Consider the following 18,019-nt stretch of genomic DNA (forward strand, 5'->3'; position numbering starts at 1 on the left):
CGGGTGCACTAGGATCAATAACTTGTCACTTTCGGTCATTGAGCCATCGCGGCTGGCTCTTTAATGTCAGCCACAGATAACCGACGGGCCCCGCCATCCGTGCGAGGCGCCCGCATTCCGTGATTACGCCTGCTGTGGAGTTCACTATGGCTGCTGCTCATTACCCGCACCTGCTCGCCCCGCTGGACCTGGGGTTCACCACTCTGCGCAACCGCACCCTGATGGGCTCGATGCATACCGGCCTGGAAGAAAAGCCAGGTGGTTTCGAGCGCATGGCCGCCTATTTTGCCGAACGCGCCCGTGGTGGCGTCGGCCTGATGGTCACCGGCGGTATCGGGCCGAACGTGGAGGGCGGGGTGTATTCCGGCGCCGCCAAGCTGAGCACACCGGAAGAAGCTGATAAACACCGCATCGTTACCAAGGCCGTACATGAGGCCGGTGGCAAGATCTGCATGCAGATCCTGCACGCCGGTCGTTATGCCTACAGCCCCAAGTCGGTGGCGCCAAGCGCCATCCAGGCGCCGATCAACCCGTTCAAGCCGCATGAGCTGGATGAAGAGGGTATCGAGAAGCAGATCCAGGACTTCGTCAATTGCTCGCTACTGGCACAAAGCGCCGAGTACGACGGTGTCGAGATCATGGGCTCGGAAGGTTACTTCATCAATCAGTTCCTCGCCGCCCACACCAACCAGCGCACCGACCGCTGGGGTGGCAGCTACGAAAACCGCATGCGCCTGGCGGTGGAAATCGTTACCCGTGTGCGTGAAGCCGTCGGCCCGAACTTCATCATCATCTTCCGTCTGTCGATGCTCGACCTGATCGAAGGCGGCAGCAACTGGGAAGAGATCGTACAGTTGGCCCAGGCGATCGAGAAAGCTGGTGCAACGATCATCAACACCGGCATCGGCTGGCATGAGGCACGGATTCCAACCATCGCCACCAAGGTGCCACGGGCGGCGTTCAGCAAAGTCACGGCCAAGCTGCGTGGCGCGGTGCAGATCCCGTTGATCACCACCAACCGCATCAATACGCCGGAAGTGGCCGAGCAGATCCTCGCCGAGGGCGATGCCGACATGGTCTCCATGGCGCGTCCGTTCCTTGCCGACCCTGAGTTCGTCAACAAGGCGGCGGCCGGCCGGGGCGACGAGATCAATACCTGCATCGGTTGCAACCAGGCCTGCCTGGATCACACCTTCGGCGGCAAGCTGACCAGCTGCCTGGTCAACCCGCGGGCCTGTCATGAAACCGAGCTCAATTACCTGCCGGTCACCCAGGTCAAGCAAATCGCCGTGGTCGGTGCCGGTCCTGCCGGGCTTGCCGCCGCCACGGTGGCTGCTGAGCGCGGCCATCAGGTGACGTTGTTCGACTCGGCCAGCGAGATCGGTGGTCAGTTCAACGTGGCCAAGCGCGTGCCGGGCAAAGAAGAGTTCTACGAAACCCTGCGCTACTTCAAACGCAAACTGCAGACCACCGGCGTCGAGCTGTGCCTGAACACGCGCGTCGATGTCGAGCAATTGGCGGCAGGCGGGTATGACGAGATCATCCTGGCCACCGGCATCGCACCGCGTCTGCCGGCGATTCCGGGGATTGAGCACAGCAAGGTGCTGAGTTATCTGGATGTGCTGCTTGAGCGCAAACCGGTGGGCCAGAAGGTTGCGGTGATCGGTGCGGGCGGTATCGGATTTGACGTCTCGGAATTCCTGGTGCACCAGGGCAAGGCCACCAGCCTGGACCGCGAAGCGTTCTGGAAGGAGTGGGGTATCGATACCGCGCTGCAAGCCCGCGGTGGCGTGGCCGGAATCAAGCCCGAACCGCATGCCCCGGCGCGTCAGGTGTTTCTTCTGCAGCGCAAGAAATCCAAGGTCGGCGACGGCCTGGGCAAGACCACTGGCTGGATTCACCGGACGGGCTTGAAGAACAAGCAGGTGCAGATGCTCAACAGTGTCGAGTACCTGAGCATCGACGACGCCGGCTTGCATATTCGTATCGCCGAGGGCGAGCCACAGGTATTGCCCGTCGATAACGTGGTGATCTGTGCCGGTCAGGACCCACTGCGTGAGCTGCAGGATGGGCTGCTGGCCGCAGGCCAGTCGGTGCACCTGATCGGTGGCGCCGACGTGGCCGCCGAACTGGATGCCAAGCGGGCGATCAACCAGGGCTCGCGCCTGGCTGCCGAGCTCTGAGTGCTTTGCGCGGCGGGGTGTCTGTCCCGCCGCGCTGTTAAACTGCCGCTTCCCTGCGGCAGTGATCTGTACATGACCGGTTTTGACACGCTTCCCAACGCCCCCCTGCAGCGCCTGGAACTGAGCTGGCTGCGTCCGTTCGGCGTCGAGCTGGCGGTGCTGCGCCTGGACCTGATCGACCCGCTGATCAGCGGCAACAAGTGGTTCAAGCTGCTTGAGCACCTGCGTCTGGCCAGGCAAGCACAAGCCCCTGGCATCATCAGCCTGGGCGGTGCGCATTCCAATCACCTGCACGCCTTGGCCGCAGCGGGCAAGCGCTTCGACTTTGCCACGGCAGGCCTGTTGCGTGGTCATTTTCAGGACACCGCCACCGTTCGCGACCTGCAAGCCTTCGGTATGCACCTGCACTGGTTGGGTTACGCCGGCTATCGGGCGCGGCATCAGCCGGACTTCTGGCAACCCTGGCAGGCGCAATACCCGGGCTGGCACTGCGTGCCCGAAGGCGGTGGCGGTCCGCTGGGCGTCAAAGGCTGTGCGTTGATCGTCGAGCAGGCCCAGGCACAGTTGGCGAGCCTGGGTTGGGCGGACTACGACGCTTGGTGGTTGGCGGCGGGAACCGGCACCACGTTGGCGGGGCTGGTATTGGCTGAAGGCGCTGCTCATCAGGTCCATGGCGCTTTGGCGGTACCGCTGGACCATGGCGTACCCGCGCAGGTCCGGGCCTTGGCCGGGGACAGTGGATACCATCTGTACGAGGCCAGTCGCGGCGGCTTTGCCAAGGTTGATGAAGCGTTGCTGGCGTTTATCAATGCCTGCGAGGCTGAGTCCGGTGTGCCGCTGGAGCCGCTGTACACTGGCAAGGCGCTGCTGGCGCTGCGCGAGCAGGTTGAGGCCGGTGCTTTTGCCCCCGGCACACGCTTGATCTTTCTGCACAGCGGCGGCCTCCAGGGCCGCCGCGGTTTTGCCTAGTTGCTACGCGGCAGCATGCGCACCAGGGTGTTATCACGCTGAACATAGTGATGGTAGAGCCCGGCCAGGGCATGCAGGCCGATCAGCCAGTAACCCCAGCTGCCGATGCGCTCGTGCCAGCCCTTGATGAACTTGGCCATGTCCGGATCCGGGGCGATCAGGGCTGGCAGTTCGAAGCCATAGAACGGAATCGGTTTGTTGGCCGCGCTGAGAATCAGCCAGCCGGCAATCGGCAGGCCGATCATCAACAGATACAGGGCCAGGTGCATCAGGTGCGCAAGGCCGGTCTGCCAGGCTGGAGGGGCAGGGACGATGGGCGGCGTCGGGCGGCTCAGGCGCAGGGCCAGGCGTAGCCAGACCAGCACGAACACTGTCAGGCCGAGCATGAAGTGCAGATCTTTCATCAGGTTGCGCTCGACGCTGTCCTTGGGGAACAGGCCGCGCAGTTCGATCAGGGCATACACCGCCGCCAACAGCACCAGCATCAACCAGTGCAAGGTAATCGACAGGCCGCCATAGCGAGCCGGGGGAGTCTTCAGGGTCATGGACATTCCTCGTGATCAGGTCTGGATCCGCGCTCTTCTGGCGCAGTGACATCACTGTAATCGCTGGACAGCCGATTACTCGCTTATTGCAACAAAAAATTGCCAACACCGCATTGATCTGTCGCTAGAATTCGCCGCTTCGCCCACTTATTTCGTTTTCAAGGCCTGTGTAATGTTGATGGCGTCGCTGATTTTCCTCCTGACCATTACTCTGGTGATCTGGCAGCCCCGCGGGCTGGGGGTTGGCTGGAGTGCTACTGGCGGTGCGGTGCTGGCATTGCTCAGCGGAGTGGTGCAGTGGGGTGATATTCCGGTGGTCTGGCAGATCATCTGGAACGCCACCGGCACCTTCATTGCCCTGATCATCATCAGCCTGTTGCTCGATGCCGCCGGTTTCTTCGCCTGGGCGGCGCTGCATGTGGCGCGCTGGGGGCGCGGCAGCGGGCGCCGGTTGTTCTGTTACATCGTGCTGCTCGGGGCGCTGGTTTCGGCGCTGTTCGCCAATGACGGCGCGGCCCTGATCCTCACACCGATTGTGGTGGCCATGCTCCTGGCCTTGCGCTTCAGCCCGGCGGCGACCCTGGCGTTTGTCATGGCCGCAGGTTTCATCGCCGACACTGCAAGCTTGCCGCTGGTAGTGTCGAACCTGGTCAACATCGTCTCGGCCGACTTCTTCGGCATCGGTTTCAACCGCTATGCCGCGGTGATGCTGCCGGTCAACCTGGTCAGCGTGGCGGCGACCCTGGCGGTGCTGCTGTGGTATTTCCGCCGCGACATCCCGGCCGACTACGACCCGCTGCAACTGGACCGCCCGCGTAGCGTGGTGCAGGACCCGGCGACCTTCGTTGCCGGCTGGCTGGTACTGGTGATCCTGCTGGTTGGCTGCTTCGCTCTGGAGCCGCTGGGTATCCCCATCAGTGCGATCTCGGCGGTGTGTGCCGCCGTATTGCTGCTGGTGGCCGCACGTGGGCACAAGATATCCACACGCAAAGTGCTCAAAGAGGCGCCCTGGCACATCGTGGTGTTCTCCTTGGGCATGTACCTGGTGGTCTACGGCTTGCGCAACGCGGGATTGACCGATTACCTGGCCGGCTGGCTCGATGATTTCGCAGCAGGCGGGGTGTGGGGCGCCGCCATGGGTACGGGGTTGCTGGCGGCGTTGCTGTCTTCAGTCATGAACAACTTGCCGACGGTACTGATTGGCGCCTTGTCGATCGATGCCAGCGCGGCCAGCGGGGTGGTCAAGGAAGCAATGATCTACGCCAACGTGATCGGCAGCGACCTGGGGCCGAAAATCACCCCGATCGGCAGCCTGGCCACCTTGCTGTGGCTGCATGTGCTGGAGCGCAAGGGGGTGAAGATTGGCTGGGGCTACTACTTCAAGGTCGGGATTGTGCTGACCGTGCCGGTGTTGCTGCTGACTCTGGCGGCGTTGGCGCTGCGTTTGAGCTTGGGGTAGTGGCGGATTCGATCGCGGGGCAAGCCCGCTCCCACCGGTGCACTGCAGAGCCGGTGGGAGCGGGCTTGCCCCGCGATCAACTACAGTCACCCGGCAGGTTTGGCCACACATCGGACACCAGAAACACCCGCTGCGCTTCCTCCCAATTCCCGTCCACACCTTCCACCAACCGCACCAGCAACTGTGCTGGCGCCAGTGGATCAAGCGCCTGCAGCCAGGCGCTCAAGCGTTCCTGACTCCAGCACTCCTCAGCCTCACACCGTGCCGGTGCCAGCCAGGCCTGCCGTGGCAACGGTTGCCAGCAGTCATGGCCGTGCCCGACAAAGGCTGGCCAGTCGCGCTGATGCAACCACTGCCCACGCAGGTGCTGCGGGTGTGAGCCCGTAGGTGAATCGGCATGCCCGGGCCAAGGATAGAACAGGTAACCGGCGAGCCAGAGCTGGGCGCTGAACTGCTCGATATCCAGTGCCGCCAGGGCTTCGCGGCTTTCAGCCCGGGCGGAAATCGGCAACTGGTGATCGGCCAGGTGCGCAAGCTTGCGGTCCAGGCGGTCGTGGCAGCCCGGGCCCAGCCAGTGAGCCGGGTCCTTGCCATCGCCGCCCGGTGGCCCCAGGTAGAGCTTGATGGCCAGCTCCTGGTGATGCACGCCTTCAGCATCGCGCAGCAGGATATCCAGCTCGCCCAGGGTGTGGCCGCCCGTGCGGATCGGCAGATTGGCGGCCAGCAACTCCACGCCAGGCGCCTGCTGCAGGGCAAACTGCCAGAGACGTTCGTAGTACAGGCCCAGGCGCCGGGTCGCGGTCTGCGCGAGCCAGTGATCCAGCGCACGGCTGTCGCTGTCCAGGGCACACAGCCATTGCTGCAGCTGTTCGGGGTGCGCAATCCAGTCACTGGCAGCCAGCGGATGACGCTGGGGCCAGGGCGTGTCGCGCAGCATCGGCGGCGCGAGGATGACCCAGGCCAGGTCGCGCACCTGAGGCTGGCGCAACTGGCGGGGCAGGTCGATCAGGCCGGGAAAAGGGTTCATCCAGCGAGCATAGCCGCTAAGCCCCCGGCCTTGGCGATTTTCTCCAGTGTTTGCCGCTACCCGGCGCTTTCGCCCATAATCGACTCTTTGGCGAGTCCCGCCTCTTTACCCGCTGTAGCGCCTAGCAGGAGCCCCATGGAGCAATTTCGCAATATCGGTATCATCGGCCGCCTCGGTAGCTCGCAGGTGCTCGATACTATTCGCCGACTGAAAAAATTCCTGCTGGAACGGCATCTGCACGTCATCCTCGAAGACACGATCGCTGAAGTCCTGCCCGGCCACGGCCTGCAGACCTCTTCGCGCAAGCTGCTGGGTGAGGTCTGTGACCTGGTCATCGTCGTTGGCGGCGATGGCAGCCTGCTCGGCGCCGCACGGGCCCTGGCCAAGCACAACACACCGGTGCTGGGCATCAACCGTGGCAGCCTGGGCTTTCTCACCGATATCCGCCCGGACGAGCTGGAAGTAAAGGTCGCCGAGGTGCTCGACGGCCACTATCTGGTGGAAAACCGCTTCCTGCTCCAGGCCGAAGTACGCCGGCATGCCGAAGCCATCGGCCAGGGCGACGCGCTCAACGACGTGGTGCTGCACCCGGGCAAGTCGACGCGGATGATCGAATTCGAGATCTACATCGATGGCCAGTTCGTCTGCAGCCAGAAGGCCGACGGCCTGATCGTCGCCACTCCGACCGGTTCGACCGCCTACGCGCTGTCGGCGGGCGGGCCGATCATGCACCCGAAACTCGATGCCATCGTGATTGTGCCGATGTACCCGCACACCCTGTCCGGGCGGCCGATTGTGGTCGACGGCAACAGTGAGCTGAAGATCGTGGTCTCCAAGGACCTGCAGATCTACCCGCAGATTTCCTGTGACGGTCAGAACCACTTCACCTGCGCTCCCGGCGACACCATCACGGTGAACAAGAAGTCGCAGAAACTGCGCCTGATCCACCCGCTGGATCACAATTATTACGAGGTCTGCCGGACCAAACTCGGTTGGGGCAGCCGCCTGGGTGGTGGAGGCGAGTGATGCTCGATCCAGCCCGTAGTTACGACCTGATTGGTGACGTGCACGGCTGTGCGCACACCCTCGAACGCCTGCTCGATACCCTCGGCTACAAACGCCAGGGCGGGGTCTGGCGCCATGCCCAGCGCCAGGCGCTGTTCCTTGGCGACATCATCGACCGCGGCCCGCGGATTCGCGAGGCGCTGCACATCGTCCACGACATGGTCGATGCCGGCCAGGCCCGCTGCATCATGGGCAATCATGAGTACAACGCTCTGGGCTGGAACACCCCGGCCTTGCCCGAGACGGGCAAGCAGTTCGTGCGCGAGCACAACCCGCGCCACGGTCGGCTGATCTACGAAACCCTGACCCAGTTCGAGCAGCATCCGGGGGACTGGCATGACTTCCTCGAATGGTTCTACGAGTTGCCGCTGTTTCTCGACGCCGGGCGCTTCCGCCTGGTCCACGCCTGCTGGGACCATCGGCTGATCGATGCACTGCGCCAGCAGCACCCCGACGGCTGCATCGATGAGCATTTCATCCAGGCCTCAGGGGTGTCCGACAGTTTTGCCGCGACGGTCTGCAACCGATTGCTGCGCGGCACCGACATGCGCCTGCCGGACGGTCTGACCCTGACCGGCGGCGACGGCCTGACTCGTGCCTTCTTCCGCACCAAGTTCTGGGAAGAGGACCCGCAGACCTACGGCGATATTGTCTTCCAGCCCGACGCCTTGCCCGAAAAAGTCGCCAGTACGCCATTGAGCCACAGTCAGAAGAATGCCTTGCTGCGTTACGGCGAAGACGAACCGATGCTGTTCGTCGGCCACTACTGGCGCAGCGGCAAACCGGCACCGATCCGTTCCAACCTGGCCTGCCTGGATTACAGTGCGGTGCTGTACGGCAAACTGGTCGCATACCGTCTCGATGATGAAACCCGGATCGACCCGCGCAAATTCGTCTGGGTTGATGTCGACCGGCCGGAGGCCAGCCAATGACTGCAGTGGTGGTGTTACGCATGCCTTTGAACGCCGACCTCAGCGGCTTTGTCGGCCTGCTGCGGCGTTTGCAGGTGCCGCACCGGGTCAGCGAGGAGGGCGGTGACCAAGTGCTGTGGGTGGCGGAAAACCTCGCTGAGGATGTGCGCGAGCTGTACCAGCGCTTTCCCGAGGGCGATGCCGATTTCCAGCTGCCTGCCGAGGCCGCCCTGAAGCCGCCTGCGCGGCCGGGCCTCGCCGAACAGTTGCGCGCCAGCAAGGCCACGGCAGTGGTGTTGTTGCTGTGCCTGATCGTCGCCGGCCTGACCGGCCTTGGCGACAACTTTGCCACCCTGAGCTGGCTGACCTTTCTCGATTTTCGCGTACAGGGCGACTACCTGTACTTCACGCCGCTGGCCGCGAGCCTGGCCGACGGCCAATGGTGGCGTCTGTTCACGCCGATGCTGGTGCATTTCGGCATCCTCCACCTGGCCATGAACGCCCTGTGGTACTGGGAACTGGGCCGGCGTATCGAGCTGCGCCAGGGGCCCTGGTCGCTGCTCAGCCTGACCTTGCTGTTCAGCCTGGTATCCAATGCCGCGCAGTACCTGTTCGGCGGGCCGAGCCTGTTCGGTGGCCTGTCGGGGGTGCTCTACGGCTTGCTCGGGCACATCTGGCTGTACCAGTGGCTGGCGCCGAACCCGGTCTATCGCATGCCGCGTGGGGTCCTGGTAATGATGCTGGTCTGGCTGTTGCTGTGCCTGTCCGGACTGGTCAGCCTGCTGGGCTTCGGTCAGATCGCCAACGCCGCCCACGTCGGCGGGTTGTTGGTCGGTTGCCTCAGCGGGCTCTTGGGCGGGGCGCTGGCCCGGCGTAAACTTACGGCTTGATTTGGGAGACGCTATGTCCACTTTTGCGCAAATGATCGAGAACATCACCCCGGAAATCTACGAGAGCCTGAAACTGGCCGTGGAACTGGGTAAATGGGCGGATGGGCGCAAGCTCACCACCGAGCAGAAAGAGCTGTCGCTGCAGGCGGTGATCGCCTGGGAGATGCAGAACCTGCCGGAAGAGCAGCGTACCGGTTACATGGGCCCGCAAGAATGCAGCTCGAAGTCGGCACCGGTCGCCAATATCCTGTTCAAGTCGGACGCGATCCATTGATCGAACTTGGCCGCGGCTCCATCAGTAAAATGTCGGCGCGTCTCGACGCGCCTGTGGTGCAGTACGCTTTTCGCCTGGGCGAGCAGGAAGTGCCGGTCAATCCGCTGATCGGCAAGACCCTGCGCCTGGAATATCTCGGTGCCATCCATTGCAGTCACTGCGGTCGCAAGACCAAGACCAGCTTCAGCCAGGGCTACTGCTACCCGTGCATGACCAAGCTGGCCCAGTGCGATGTGTGCATCATGGCTCCGGAAAAATGCCACTACGACCAGGGCACCTGCCGTGAACCGTCCTGGGGCGAGCAGTTCTGCATGACCGATCATGTGGTGTACCTGGCCAACTCCTCGGGCATCAAGGTCGGCATCACCCGCGCCAGCCAGCTGCCCACCCGCTGGCTTGACCAGGGCGCCAGCCAGGCCTTGCCGATCGTGCGGGTCGCCACCCGCCAGCAGTCGGGGCTGGTCGAAGACCTGTTCCGCAGCCAGGTGGCCGACCGTACCAACTGGCGGGCGCTGCTCAAGGGCGATGCCGAGGCGGTCGACCTAGTGGCGGTGCGCGATCAGCTGTTCGACAGTTGTGCCGAGGGCTTCAGTGCCTTGCAGACGCGCTTCGGCCTACAAGCCATCCAGCCGCTGAGCGATGCCGAAGTCCTGGAAATCCGCTACCCGGTCGAGGCCTACCCGAGCAAGATCGTCAGCTTCAACCTGGACAAGAACCCGGTGGCCGAAGGCACGCTGCTGGGCATCAAGGGCCAGTACCTGATCTTCGATACCGGTGTGATCAATATTCGCAAGTACACGGCGTACCAGCTCGCCGTGCATCAGTAAAAAGGACCGCCACATGCGTACCGAACAGCCGCAAGTGATCTACCTCAAGGACTATCAGGCGCCCGAGTACCTGATCGACGAGACGCACCTGACCTTCGAACTGTTCGAGGACCACAGCCTGGTCCACGCGCAGCTGGTCATGCGCCGCAACCCCGCCCGTGGCGCCGGCCTGCCGCCGCTGGTCCTCGATGGCCAGCAGCTGGAGCTGCTCAGCGTCGCTCTGGATGATCAGGCCCTGAGTGCTGGCGACTACCAGCTCGACGACAGTCACCTGACCGTGCAGCCCAAGGCCGCGACCTTCACCCTCGACACCAGCGTGAAGATCCACCCGGAAAGCAACACCGCGCTGGAAGGCCTGTACAAGTCCGGCAGCATGTTCTGCACCCAATGCGAGGCCGAGGGTTTCCGCAAGATCACCTATTACCTCGACCGCCCGGACGTGATGAGCAAATTCACCACCACGGTGATCGCCGAACAGCATCGCTATCCGGTGTTGCTGTCCAACGGCAACCCGGTCGGCACCGGGCCGCAGGACGATGGTCGGCACTGGGCGACCTGGGAAGACCCGTTCATGAAACCGGCCTACCTGTTTGCCCTGGTGGCCGGTGACCTGTGGTGTGTCGAAGACAAGTTCACCCGTCAGTCGGGCCGTGACGTGACCCTGCGCATCTATGTCGAGCCGGAAAACATCGACAAATGCCAGCACGCCATGACCAGCCTGAAGAAGTCCATGCGCTGGGACGAAGAGGTCTATGGCCGCGAGTACGACCTGGACATCTTCATGATCGTCGCGGTCAACGACTTCAACATGGGCGCCATGGAAAACAAGGGCCTGAACATCTTCAACTCCAGTTGCGTGCTGGCCCGCGCCGAAACCGCGACCGATGCCGCGCACCAGCGGGTCGAGGCGGTGGTGGCCCACGAATACTTCCACAACTGGTCGGGCAACCGCGTGACCTGCCGCGACTGGTTCCAGCTGTCGCTCAAGGAAGGCTTCACGGTATTCCGCGATTCGGAATTCAGTGCCGACATGAACTCGCGCACGGTCAAGCGTATCGAGGACGTGGCCTACCTGCGCACCCACCAGTTCGCCGAAGACGCCGGCCCTATGGCCCACGCCGTGCGCCCGGACAGCTTCATCGAGATCTCCAACTTCTACACCCTGACCGTCTACGAGAAGGGCTCGGAAGTGGTGCGCATGGTGCGTACCTTGCTGGGGGCCGAAGGTTTCCGCAAAGGCAGCGACCTGTACTTCGAGCGCCATGACGGCCAGGCCGTGACCTGCGACGACTTCATCAAGGCCATGGAAGATGCCAACGGCGTCGACCTGACCCAGTTCAAGCGCTGGTACAGCCAGGCCGGTACCCCGCGTCTGGCGGTCAGCGAGCATTACGACAGCGCTGCGCAGACCTACAGCCTGACCTTCCGTCAGAGCTACCCGGCGACCCCGGACAAGGTCGAGAAGAAGCCGTTCGTGATCCCGGTCGAACTCGGCCTGCTCGATGCCCAGGGCAACGATATCGCCCTGCGCCTGCAAGGTGAAGCCGCGGCTGCTGGCACCTCGCGCGTACTGTCGGTGACCGAGGCCGAGCAGACCTTCACCTTCGTCGACGTCGCCGCCAAGCCGCTGCCATCGCTGTTGCGCGGCTTCAGTGCGCCGGTAAAGTTGAGCTTCCCTTACGATCGCGACCAGCTGATGTTCCTCATGCAGCATGACAGCGACGGCTTCAACCGTTGGGAAGCCGGCCAGCAATTGTCGGTGCAGGTACTGCAGGAGCTGATCGCTCAGCATCAGCAGGGTAATGCGCTGGTGCTCGACCAGCGTCTGGTCACGGCGTTGGGCACAGTACTGGCCAACGAGCAGCTGGACCAGGCCATGGTCGCCGAGATGCTCTCGCTGCCAAGCGAGGCCTACCTCACCGAAATCAGCGAAGTGGCGGATGTCGATGCCATTCACGCGGCCCGTGAGTTTGCCCGCAAGCAGATCGCTGATCAGCTGTTCGACGCCTTGAATGCACGTTACCAGGCCAACCGCGGCCTCTCGCGGACAACCGAATACGTCGCCGCAGCGGAACACTTCGCTCGTCGCAGCCTGCAGAACATTGCCCTGTCGTACCTGATGCTCAGTGGTAAGCCTGAAGTACTGGCTGCGACCCAGGAGCAGTTCGACGCCTGTGACAACATGACCGAGCGTCTTACTGCGCTGGCCGTGCTGGTCAACTCGCCGTTCGAGGCCGAGCGGGGCAAGGCGCTGGAAGTCTTTGCGGAAAACTTCAAGGACAACCCGCTGGTCATGGACCAATGGTTCAGCGTACAGGCGGCCAGCACCCTGCCGGGAGGCCTGGCACGGGTCAAGGCGCTGATGCAGCATCCGGCGTTCACGATGAAGAACCCGAACAAGGTGCGTGCCCTGATCGGTGCCTTTGCCGGGCAGAACCTGGTCAACTTCCATGCGGCCGATGGCTCTGGCTATCGCTTCCTGGCGGACCTGGTGATCGAGCTCAACGCCCTCAACCCGCAGATCGCCTCGCGCCAGCTGGCGCCGCTGACCCGCTGGCGCAAGTACGATGCGGCGCGTCAGGCACTGATGAAGGCCGAACTGGAGCGCATTCTGGCCTCCGGTTCGCTGTCCAGCGATGTGTACGAAGTCGTGAGCAAGAGCCTGGCTTGACGGCCTGATCGCGGGACAAGCCCGCTCCCACAGGTGTAGCTGAACCTGTGGGAGCGGGCTTGTCCCGCGATGTTTTTCCCCGCTTAACAAAAGATAACGTCCCGTTCGTTGTCAGCCCTTCGCAAACCCCGATAGGATGGCTTTCAGCTTTTGCGGGGCTCTGGAACACGGTTTCCACCAGCACCCGCAAATAGATTGACCCAAATAACAATAATCGGGGGACAGATCTATGACCGAGCCGTACATGGCAGGTCCCGGTTGCGCAGCGCGCGCACGACCAGGGGTATTGGCCGCCAGCGCAGTGCTGGTGTTGGCAATGGGGCTGTGGGCCAGCACGGTCGAGGCGGCAACGTCTGAAGCGCCGGTTTACTCCACCGAATCGGCCAGAGCCGAAAAAAGCCTGTTGCTCGACGTGACCCGTGCAGGTGCACGACTGGTCGCTGTTGGCGATCGCGGTCATATCCTCTTCTCCGATGACCAGGGCAAGTCCTGGACCCAATCCAAGGTGCCGACCCGGCAACTGCTCACGGCAGTATATTTTGTCGATGACAAGCACGGCTGGGCGGTCGGTCATGACGCACAGATTCTCGTCAGCACTGATGGCGGTGTGACCTGGACCAAGCAATTCGAAGACCTGCAACGCGAAGCGCCGCTGCTGGATGTCTGGTTCAAGGACGCCGAGCACGGCTTTGCCGTGGGCGCCTACGGTGCATTGCTGGAAACCACCGACGGTGGCAAGCAGTGGAGCGACGTTGCCGAGCGCCTGGACAACGAAGACCAGTTCCACCTCAATGGCATCGCGCAGGTGAAGGACGCCGGCCTGTTCATCGTCGGCGAGCAGGGCAGCATGTTCCGCTCCAGCGACGACGGCCAGACCTGGCAGAAGCTCGAAGGCCCTTACCAGGGTTCGCTGTTCGGCGTGATCGGCACTGCCCAGCCACGCACACTGCTGGCTTATGGATTGCGCGGCAACCTCTACCGCTCCACGGATTTCGGTGACAGCTGGCAGCAGATCGAACTGAAAGCTGCCCGCGGCACCCTCGAATTTGGCCTGGCAAGCGCTACGCTTCTCGATGATGGCAGCCTGGTGTTGGTCGGCAATGGTGGCAGCGTCCTGCGCAGCAGTGACGACGGTCAGACGTTCAGCGTTTACAACCGCGCGGATCGCATCGCCCTGGCGGGCGTCAGCGGTAGAAACGGTGAAGGCCTGGTGCTGGTTGGCCAGGGTGGCGTGCACCTGGCCTCGGCCCAGGGTGCCGAAGGAGTGCAGCCATGAGCCAGCAGGAGCAGTTCAACATGAATCAGCAGCAACACCATCAGGACAAGGCGACGCTGCTTGAACGCCTGATCTTCAACAACCGTCCGGTGGTGATCCTCATCTGCCTGTTGGTCAGTGTGTTCCTGTTCTGGCAGGCCACGCAGATCCGTCCTTCGACCAGCTTCGAGAAGATGATTCCGCTTGAGCACCCCTTCATCGAGAAGATGCTCGAACACCGCAACGACCTGGCCAACCTCGGCAATACCGTGCGTATCTCGGTGGAGGCCACCGATGGCGATATCTTCAGCAAGGACTACATGGAGACCTTGCGCCAGATTCACGACGAGGTCTTCTACATTCCCGGTGTCGACCGCTCCGGGCTCAAGTCGCTGTGGAGTCCCAGCGTACGCTGGACCGAGGTAACCGAAGAGGGCTTCGCCGGTGGTGAAGTCATCCCCAATACCTACGACGGCTCGGCCGACAGCCTCGATCAACTGCGCAACAACGTGCTCAAGTCCGGACAGGTCGGGCGGCTGGTGGGTAACAACTTCAAGTCGAGCATCATTGACGTGCCGCTGCTGGAGTCCTACCCGGATCCACAGGACCAGAGCAAGCTGATCAAGCTCGACTACCAGCAGTTCTCCCATCAACTGGAAGAAAAGATCCGCGACAAGTTCCAGGCGCAGAACCCCCATGTGAAAGTGCACATTGTTGGTTTTGCCAAGAAAGTCGGTGACCTGATCGACGGTCTGGTCATGGTGGCGATGTTCTTCGGCATCGCCCTGGTGATCACCTGGATCCTGCTGTACTGGTTCACCTGGTGTATCCGCAGCACCATCGCCGTGCTGATCACCACCCTGGTGGCAGTGGTCTGGCAACTGGGACTGATGCACGCGGTAGGCTTCGGGCTCGATCCGTATTCGATGCTGGTGCCGTTCCTGATCTTCGCCATCGGTATCTCCCACGGCGTGCAGAAGATCAACGGTATCGCCCTGCAATCGAGCGAGGCCGAGAACGCCCTGACCGCTGCCCGGCGTACCTTCCGCCAGTTGTTCCTGCCGGGGATGATTGCGATTCTGGCCGACGCCGTGGGCTTCATCACCTTGCTGATCATCGACATCGGTGTGATCCGCGAGCTGGCCATCGGTGCCTCGATCGGCGTGGCGGTGATCGTGTTCACCAACCTGATCCTGTTGCCGGTAGCGATTTCCTATGTCGGCATCAGCAAGAAGGCCATCGAGCGCAGCAAGAAAGACGCGACCCGCGAGCATCCGTTCTGGCGCTTGCTGTCGAACTTCGCCAGCGCCAAGGTTGCGCCGGTGTCCATCGTCCTGGCCTTGCTGGCCTTCGGCGGCGGCCTCTGGTACAGCCAGAACCTGAAGATCGGCGACCTCGACCAGGGCGCGCCGGAACTGCGTCCGGATTCGCGCTACAACAAGGACAACAGCTTCATCATCAATAACTACTCGACCAGCTCCGACGTGCTGGTGGTGATGGTCAAGACCCCGACCGAGGGTTGCTCGATCTACTCGACCATGGCGCCGATCGATGAGCTGATGTGGAAGATGGAGAACACCCCGGGCGTGCAGTCGGCGATTTCCCTGGTCACTGTGTCCAAGCAAATGATCAAGGGCATGAACGAAGGCAACCTGAAATGGGAAAGCCTGTCGCGTAACCCGGATGTGCTCAACAGCTCGATCTCCCGCGCCGACGGCCTGTACAACGCTGACTGCTCGCTGGCGCCGGTGCTGGTGTTCCTCAACGACCACAAGGCCGAGACCCTCGATCGTGCGGTCAAGGCGGTGCAGGAGTTTGCCGATACCCACAACAAGGAAGGCCTGGAGTTCCTCCTGGCGGCGGGTAACGCCGGTATCGAAGCGGCCACCAACGAAGTGATCAAGTCGGCCGAGCTGACCATCCTGATCCTGGTGTACATCTGTGTGGCGGTGATGTGCATGATCACCTTCCGCTCCTTTGCCGCGACCCTGTGCATTGTCCTGCCGCTGGTGCTGACCTCGGTGCTCGGCAACGCGTTGATGGCGTTCATGGGCATCGGCGTCAAGGTCGCGACCTTGCCGGTGGTGGCGCTGGGTGTCGGTATCGGTGTCGACTACGGCATCTACATCTACAGCCGCCTGGAAAGTTTCCTGCGTGCCGGGCTGCCGTTGCAGGAGGCTTACTACCAGACCCTCAAGTCCACCGGTAAAGCGGTGCTGTTCACCGGTCTTTGCCTGGCCATCGGTGTGTGCACCTGGATCTTCTCGGCGATCAAGTTCCAGGCGGACATGGGCCTGATGCTGACCTTCATGCTGCTGTGGAACATGTTCGGTGCACTGTGGCTGCTGCCAGCACTGGCGCGGTTCCTGATCAAGCCGGAGAAAATGGCGGGCAAGGCGGGGGGATCGATTTTCGCGCATTGATGAAACCCCATCGCGGGGCAAGCCCGCTCCCACAGGTCTGGTGATACCTGTGGGAGCGGGCTTGCCCCGCGATGCTTTCAGGTATCATAAGTTTTTTTCTGACGATACTCTCCTGATGACAACCCTTTCCCAAGTCCTGCAGTCCTGCGACATGCTCCTGATTGACGGCCTGCACGCCTTCGACTTCACCTTCGACGATACCGGTCTGCACATCGAATGCATGGATGGCCGGGCCCTGAAGAAGTGGTCCTTCACCCCCGAGCAGATCGCTGCCGCCCGCGCAGACGGCGGCGATTGGCTGATCGCTGCCGACAGCACCGAGCATCGACTAGTCTGTATGAGTGCCTTTCGCGCCCCGGACGAGGATGACGATGAAACGCCAGCTGAAGACCCTGCTGATCGCTAGTGCCATGAGTGTGTTCGCCACCGCCCACGGTGCGCAGTTGCTGGTGGGCAGTTACACCGATGGTGCCAGTGAAGGGCTCTACCGTTACGCGTTCAACAGTGACAGCGGTCAGATCGATGCCAAGCCATTGCAGGTGCTCAAGAGTGAAAACCCTTCCTGGCTGACCCTGTCGATCGACAATCGCCTGCTGTTCGCGGTCAACGAGAACGGGGCAGGCAAAGGTCAGGCCAGCAGTTTTTCCGTCAGTGCCAAAGACGGCAGCCTCAAAGCCCTCAACCAGGTCAGTAGTGCCGGCGACGAGCCGACCCATGCCAGCCTCAGCCATGACCAGCGCTACCTGTTCGTGGCCAACTACGGTGTGCAGCCGACCCCTGGCGGCAGCCTCAGCGTGTTGCCGGTGGCCAAGGACGGCAAGCTGTCTGGCTCGGTGCAGCAGGACCAGCACAAGGCCAGCGGCGCCAACCCGCAGCGCCAGGCCGGCCCGCATGTGCATTCGGTGGTGTCCTCGCCTGATGGGCATTTCGTGTTTGCCAGCGACCTGGGCGCCGACAAGGTGTTCATCTACCGCTATGACGGTGCCAGCCCGAAGAAACCGCTGAGCCCGGCCGACCCGCCAGCGATCGATCTGCCGCCGGGCAGCGGGCCGCGCCATCTGCTGTTCAGCAGCGATGGCAAGCAGGCCTACCTGACCCTGGAGATGAGCGCGCAAGTGGTGGTCTTCGCCCATCAGGACGGCAAGCTGGAGGAGCTTCAGCGCCTGCCGCTGACCGAGCAGAACGATGCCTCGGCCAAGGCCGCAGGCGCCTTGCACCTGTCGGCTGACGGGCGTTTTCTGTATGTCAGCAACCGTGGCACGGCCAACGAGTTGCTGGTGTTTGCCGTGGATGAAGACAGCGGCAAGTTGATGCAGGTGCAGCGCCGCAGTGTCGAGGGTGATCACCCGCGGGAATTCACCATCGATCCGTCTGGCAAGTTCCTGCTGGTGGCCAACCAGAAAAGCAACGAGATCGTGGTGATCCGCCGCGATCCACGCAGCGGCATGCTTGGTGAAACGCTGCAGAAGCTGTCTCAGGATGCGCCGTCGGACCTCAAGTTTATCGACTGACTATCAACC

General features: G+C 62.6%; 15 protein-coding genes. 13 read left to right on the forward strand and 2 right to left on the reverse strand.

Going from position 1 to position 18,019, the window contains the following annotated elements; all coding sequences use genetic code 11:
• Window positions 1-146 precede the first annotated feature (146 nt).
• Window positions 147-2,183: an NADPH-dependent 2,4-dienoyl-CoA reductase gene (locus tag PSAKL28_RS07895; protein WP_038608707.1), complete on the forward strand. Its 2,037-nt coding sequence runs from the start codon at window positions 147-149 to the stop codon at window positions 2,181-2,183.
• 72 nt (window positions 2,184-2,255) lie between these two features.
• Complete coding sequence (locus tag PSAKL28_RS07900; protein ID WP_038608710.1) at window positions 2,256-3,152, forward strand: 1-aminocyclopropane-1-carboxylate deaminase/D-cysteine desulfhydrase; 897 nt, start codon at window positions 2,256-2,258, stop codon at window positions 3,150-3,152.
• On the opposite strand, the gene PSAKL28_RS07905 is transcribed toward PSAKL28_RS07900, so the two are convergent.
• Window positions 3,149-3,697 (reverse strand): cytochrome b, encoded by a 549-nt coding sequence (locus PSAKL28_RS07905; protein WP_038608713.1) that lies wholly within the window; start codon window positions 3,695-3,697, stop codon window positions 3,149-3,151. The genes PSAKL28_RS07900 and PSAKL28_RS07905 overlap by 4 nt on opposite strands.
• Before the next feature lie 172 nt (window positions 3,698-3,869).
• Here PSAKL28_RS07905 and PSAKL28_RS07910 point away from each other — a divergent pair, with 172 nt between their 5' ends.
• Window positions 3,870-5,156 (forward strand): arsenic transporter, encoded by a 1,287-nt coding sequence (locus PSAKL28_RS07910; protein ID WP_038608716.1) that lies wholly within the window; start codon window positions 3,870-3,872, stop codon window positions 5,154-5,156.
• A 76-nt stretch (window positions 5,157-5,232) separates the two neighbouring features.
• On the opposite strand, the gene PSAKL28_RS07915 is transcribed toward PSAKL28_RS07910, so the two are convergent.
• The gene (locus PSAKL28_RS07915) at window positions 5,233-6,183 is read right to left on the reverse strand and encodes a DUF1853 family protein (RefSeq protein ID WP_038608719.1); all 951 of its coding nucleotides are present in this window, start codon (window positions 6,181-6,183) and stop codon (window positions 5,233-5,235) included.
• 135 nt (window positions 6,184-6,318) lie between these two features.
• On the opposite strand from PSAKL28_RS07915, the gene PSAKL28_RS07920 reads away from it, so the two are divergent.
• The 10 genes from PSAKL28_RS07920 (at window position 6,319) to PSAKL28_RS07965 (ending at window position 18,010) form a co-directional block, all read left to right on the forward strand.
• Window positions 6,319-7,209, forward strand: a complete 891-nt coding sequence (locus PSAKL28_RS07920) for an NAD(+) kinase (RefSeq protein WP_038608722.1) — start codon at window positions 6,319-6,321, stop codon at window positions 7,207-7,209.
• Window positions 7,209-8,180 carry a metallophosphoesterase gene (locus PSAKL28_RS07925; protein WP_038608725.1) on the forward strand — a complete coding sequence of 324 codons (972 nt, stop codon included), beginning with the start codon at window positions 7,209-7,211 and terminating at the stop codon, window positions 8,178-8,180. Before PSAKL28_RS07920 ends, PSAKL28_RS07925 begins: the two co-directional genes overlap by 1 nt.
• Window positions 8,177-9,049 (forward strand): rhomboid family intramembrane serine protease, encoded by an 873-nt coding sequence (locus tag PSAKL28_RS07930; RefSeq protein WP_038608726.1) that lies wholly within the window; start codon window positions 8,177-8,179, stop codon window positions 9,047-9,049. The genes PSAKL28_RS07925 and PSAKL28_RS07930 overlap by 4 nt, the downstream gene beginning before the upstream one ends.
• A gap of 13 nt (window positions 9,050-9,062) precedes the next feature.
• Entirely contained in the window at window positions 9,063-9,323 is a 261-nt protein-coding gene (locus PSAKL28_RS07935; protein WP_038608730.1) for a YeaC family protein, read from the forward strand.
• A complete protein-coding gene (locus PSAKL28_RS07940) occupies window positions 9,320-10,150 on the forward strand; it encodes a DUF2797 domain-containing protein (RefSeq protein ID WP_038608732.1) in 831 nt (276 codons plus the stop codon). The genes PSAKL28_RS07935 and PSAKL28_RS07940 overlap by 4 nt, the downstream gene beginning before the upstream one ends.
• A gap of 13 nt (window positions 10,151-10,163) precedes the next feature.
• Window positions 10,164-12,821: an aminopeptidase N gene (pepN, locus tag PSAKL28_RS07945; protein ID WP_038608734.1), complete on the forward strand. Its 2,658-nt coding sequence runs from the start codon at window positions 10,164-10,166 to the stop codon at window positions 12,819-12,821.
• Between the two features lie 229 nt (window positions 12,822-13,050).
• Complete coding sequence (locus tag PSAKL28_RS07950; RefSeq protein ID WP_084589074.1) at window positions 13,051-14,097, forward strand: WD40/YVTN/BNR-like repeat-containing protein; 1,047 nt, start codon at window positions 13,051-13,053, stop codon at window positions 14,095-14,097.
• 20 nt (window positions 14,098-14,117) lie between these two features.
• Window positions 14,118-16,499 (forward strand): efflux RND transporter permease subunit, encoded by a 2,382-nt coding sequence (locus tag PSAKL28_RS07955; protein ID WP_038616321.1) that lies wholly within the window; start codon window positions 14,118-14,120, stop codon window positions 16,497-16,499.
• Window positions 16,500-16,614: 115 nt separating this feature from the next.
• Window positions 16,615-16,905: a DUF5629 family protein gene (locus PSAKL28_RS07960; RefSeq protein ID WP_038608737.1), complete on the forward strand. Its 291-nt coding sequence runs from the start codon at window positions 16,615-16,617 to the stop codon at window positions 16,903-16,905.
• Complete coding sequence (locus PSAKL28_RS07965; protein ID WP_038608739.1) at window positions 16,871-18,010, forward strand: lactonase family protein; 1,140 nt, start codon at window positions 16,871-16,873, stop codon at window positions 18,008-18,010. The genes PSAKL28_RS07960 and PSAKL28_RS07965 overlap by 35 nt, the downstream gene beginning before the upstream one ends.
• Window positions 18,011-18,019: the final 9 nt, after the last annotated feature.

The organism is Pseudomonas alkylphenolica (assembly GCF_000746525.1).
Taxonomy (GTDB): Bacteria; Pseudomonadota; Gammaproteobacteria; order Pseudomonadales; family Pseudomonadaceae; genus Aquipseudomonas; species Aquipseudomonas alkylphenolica.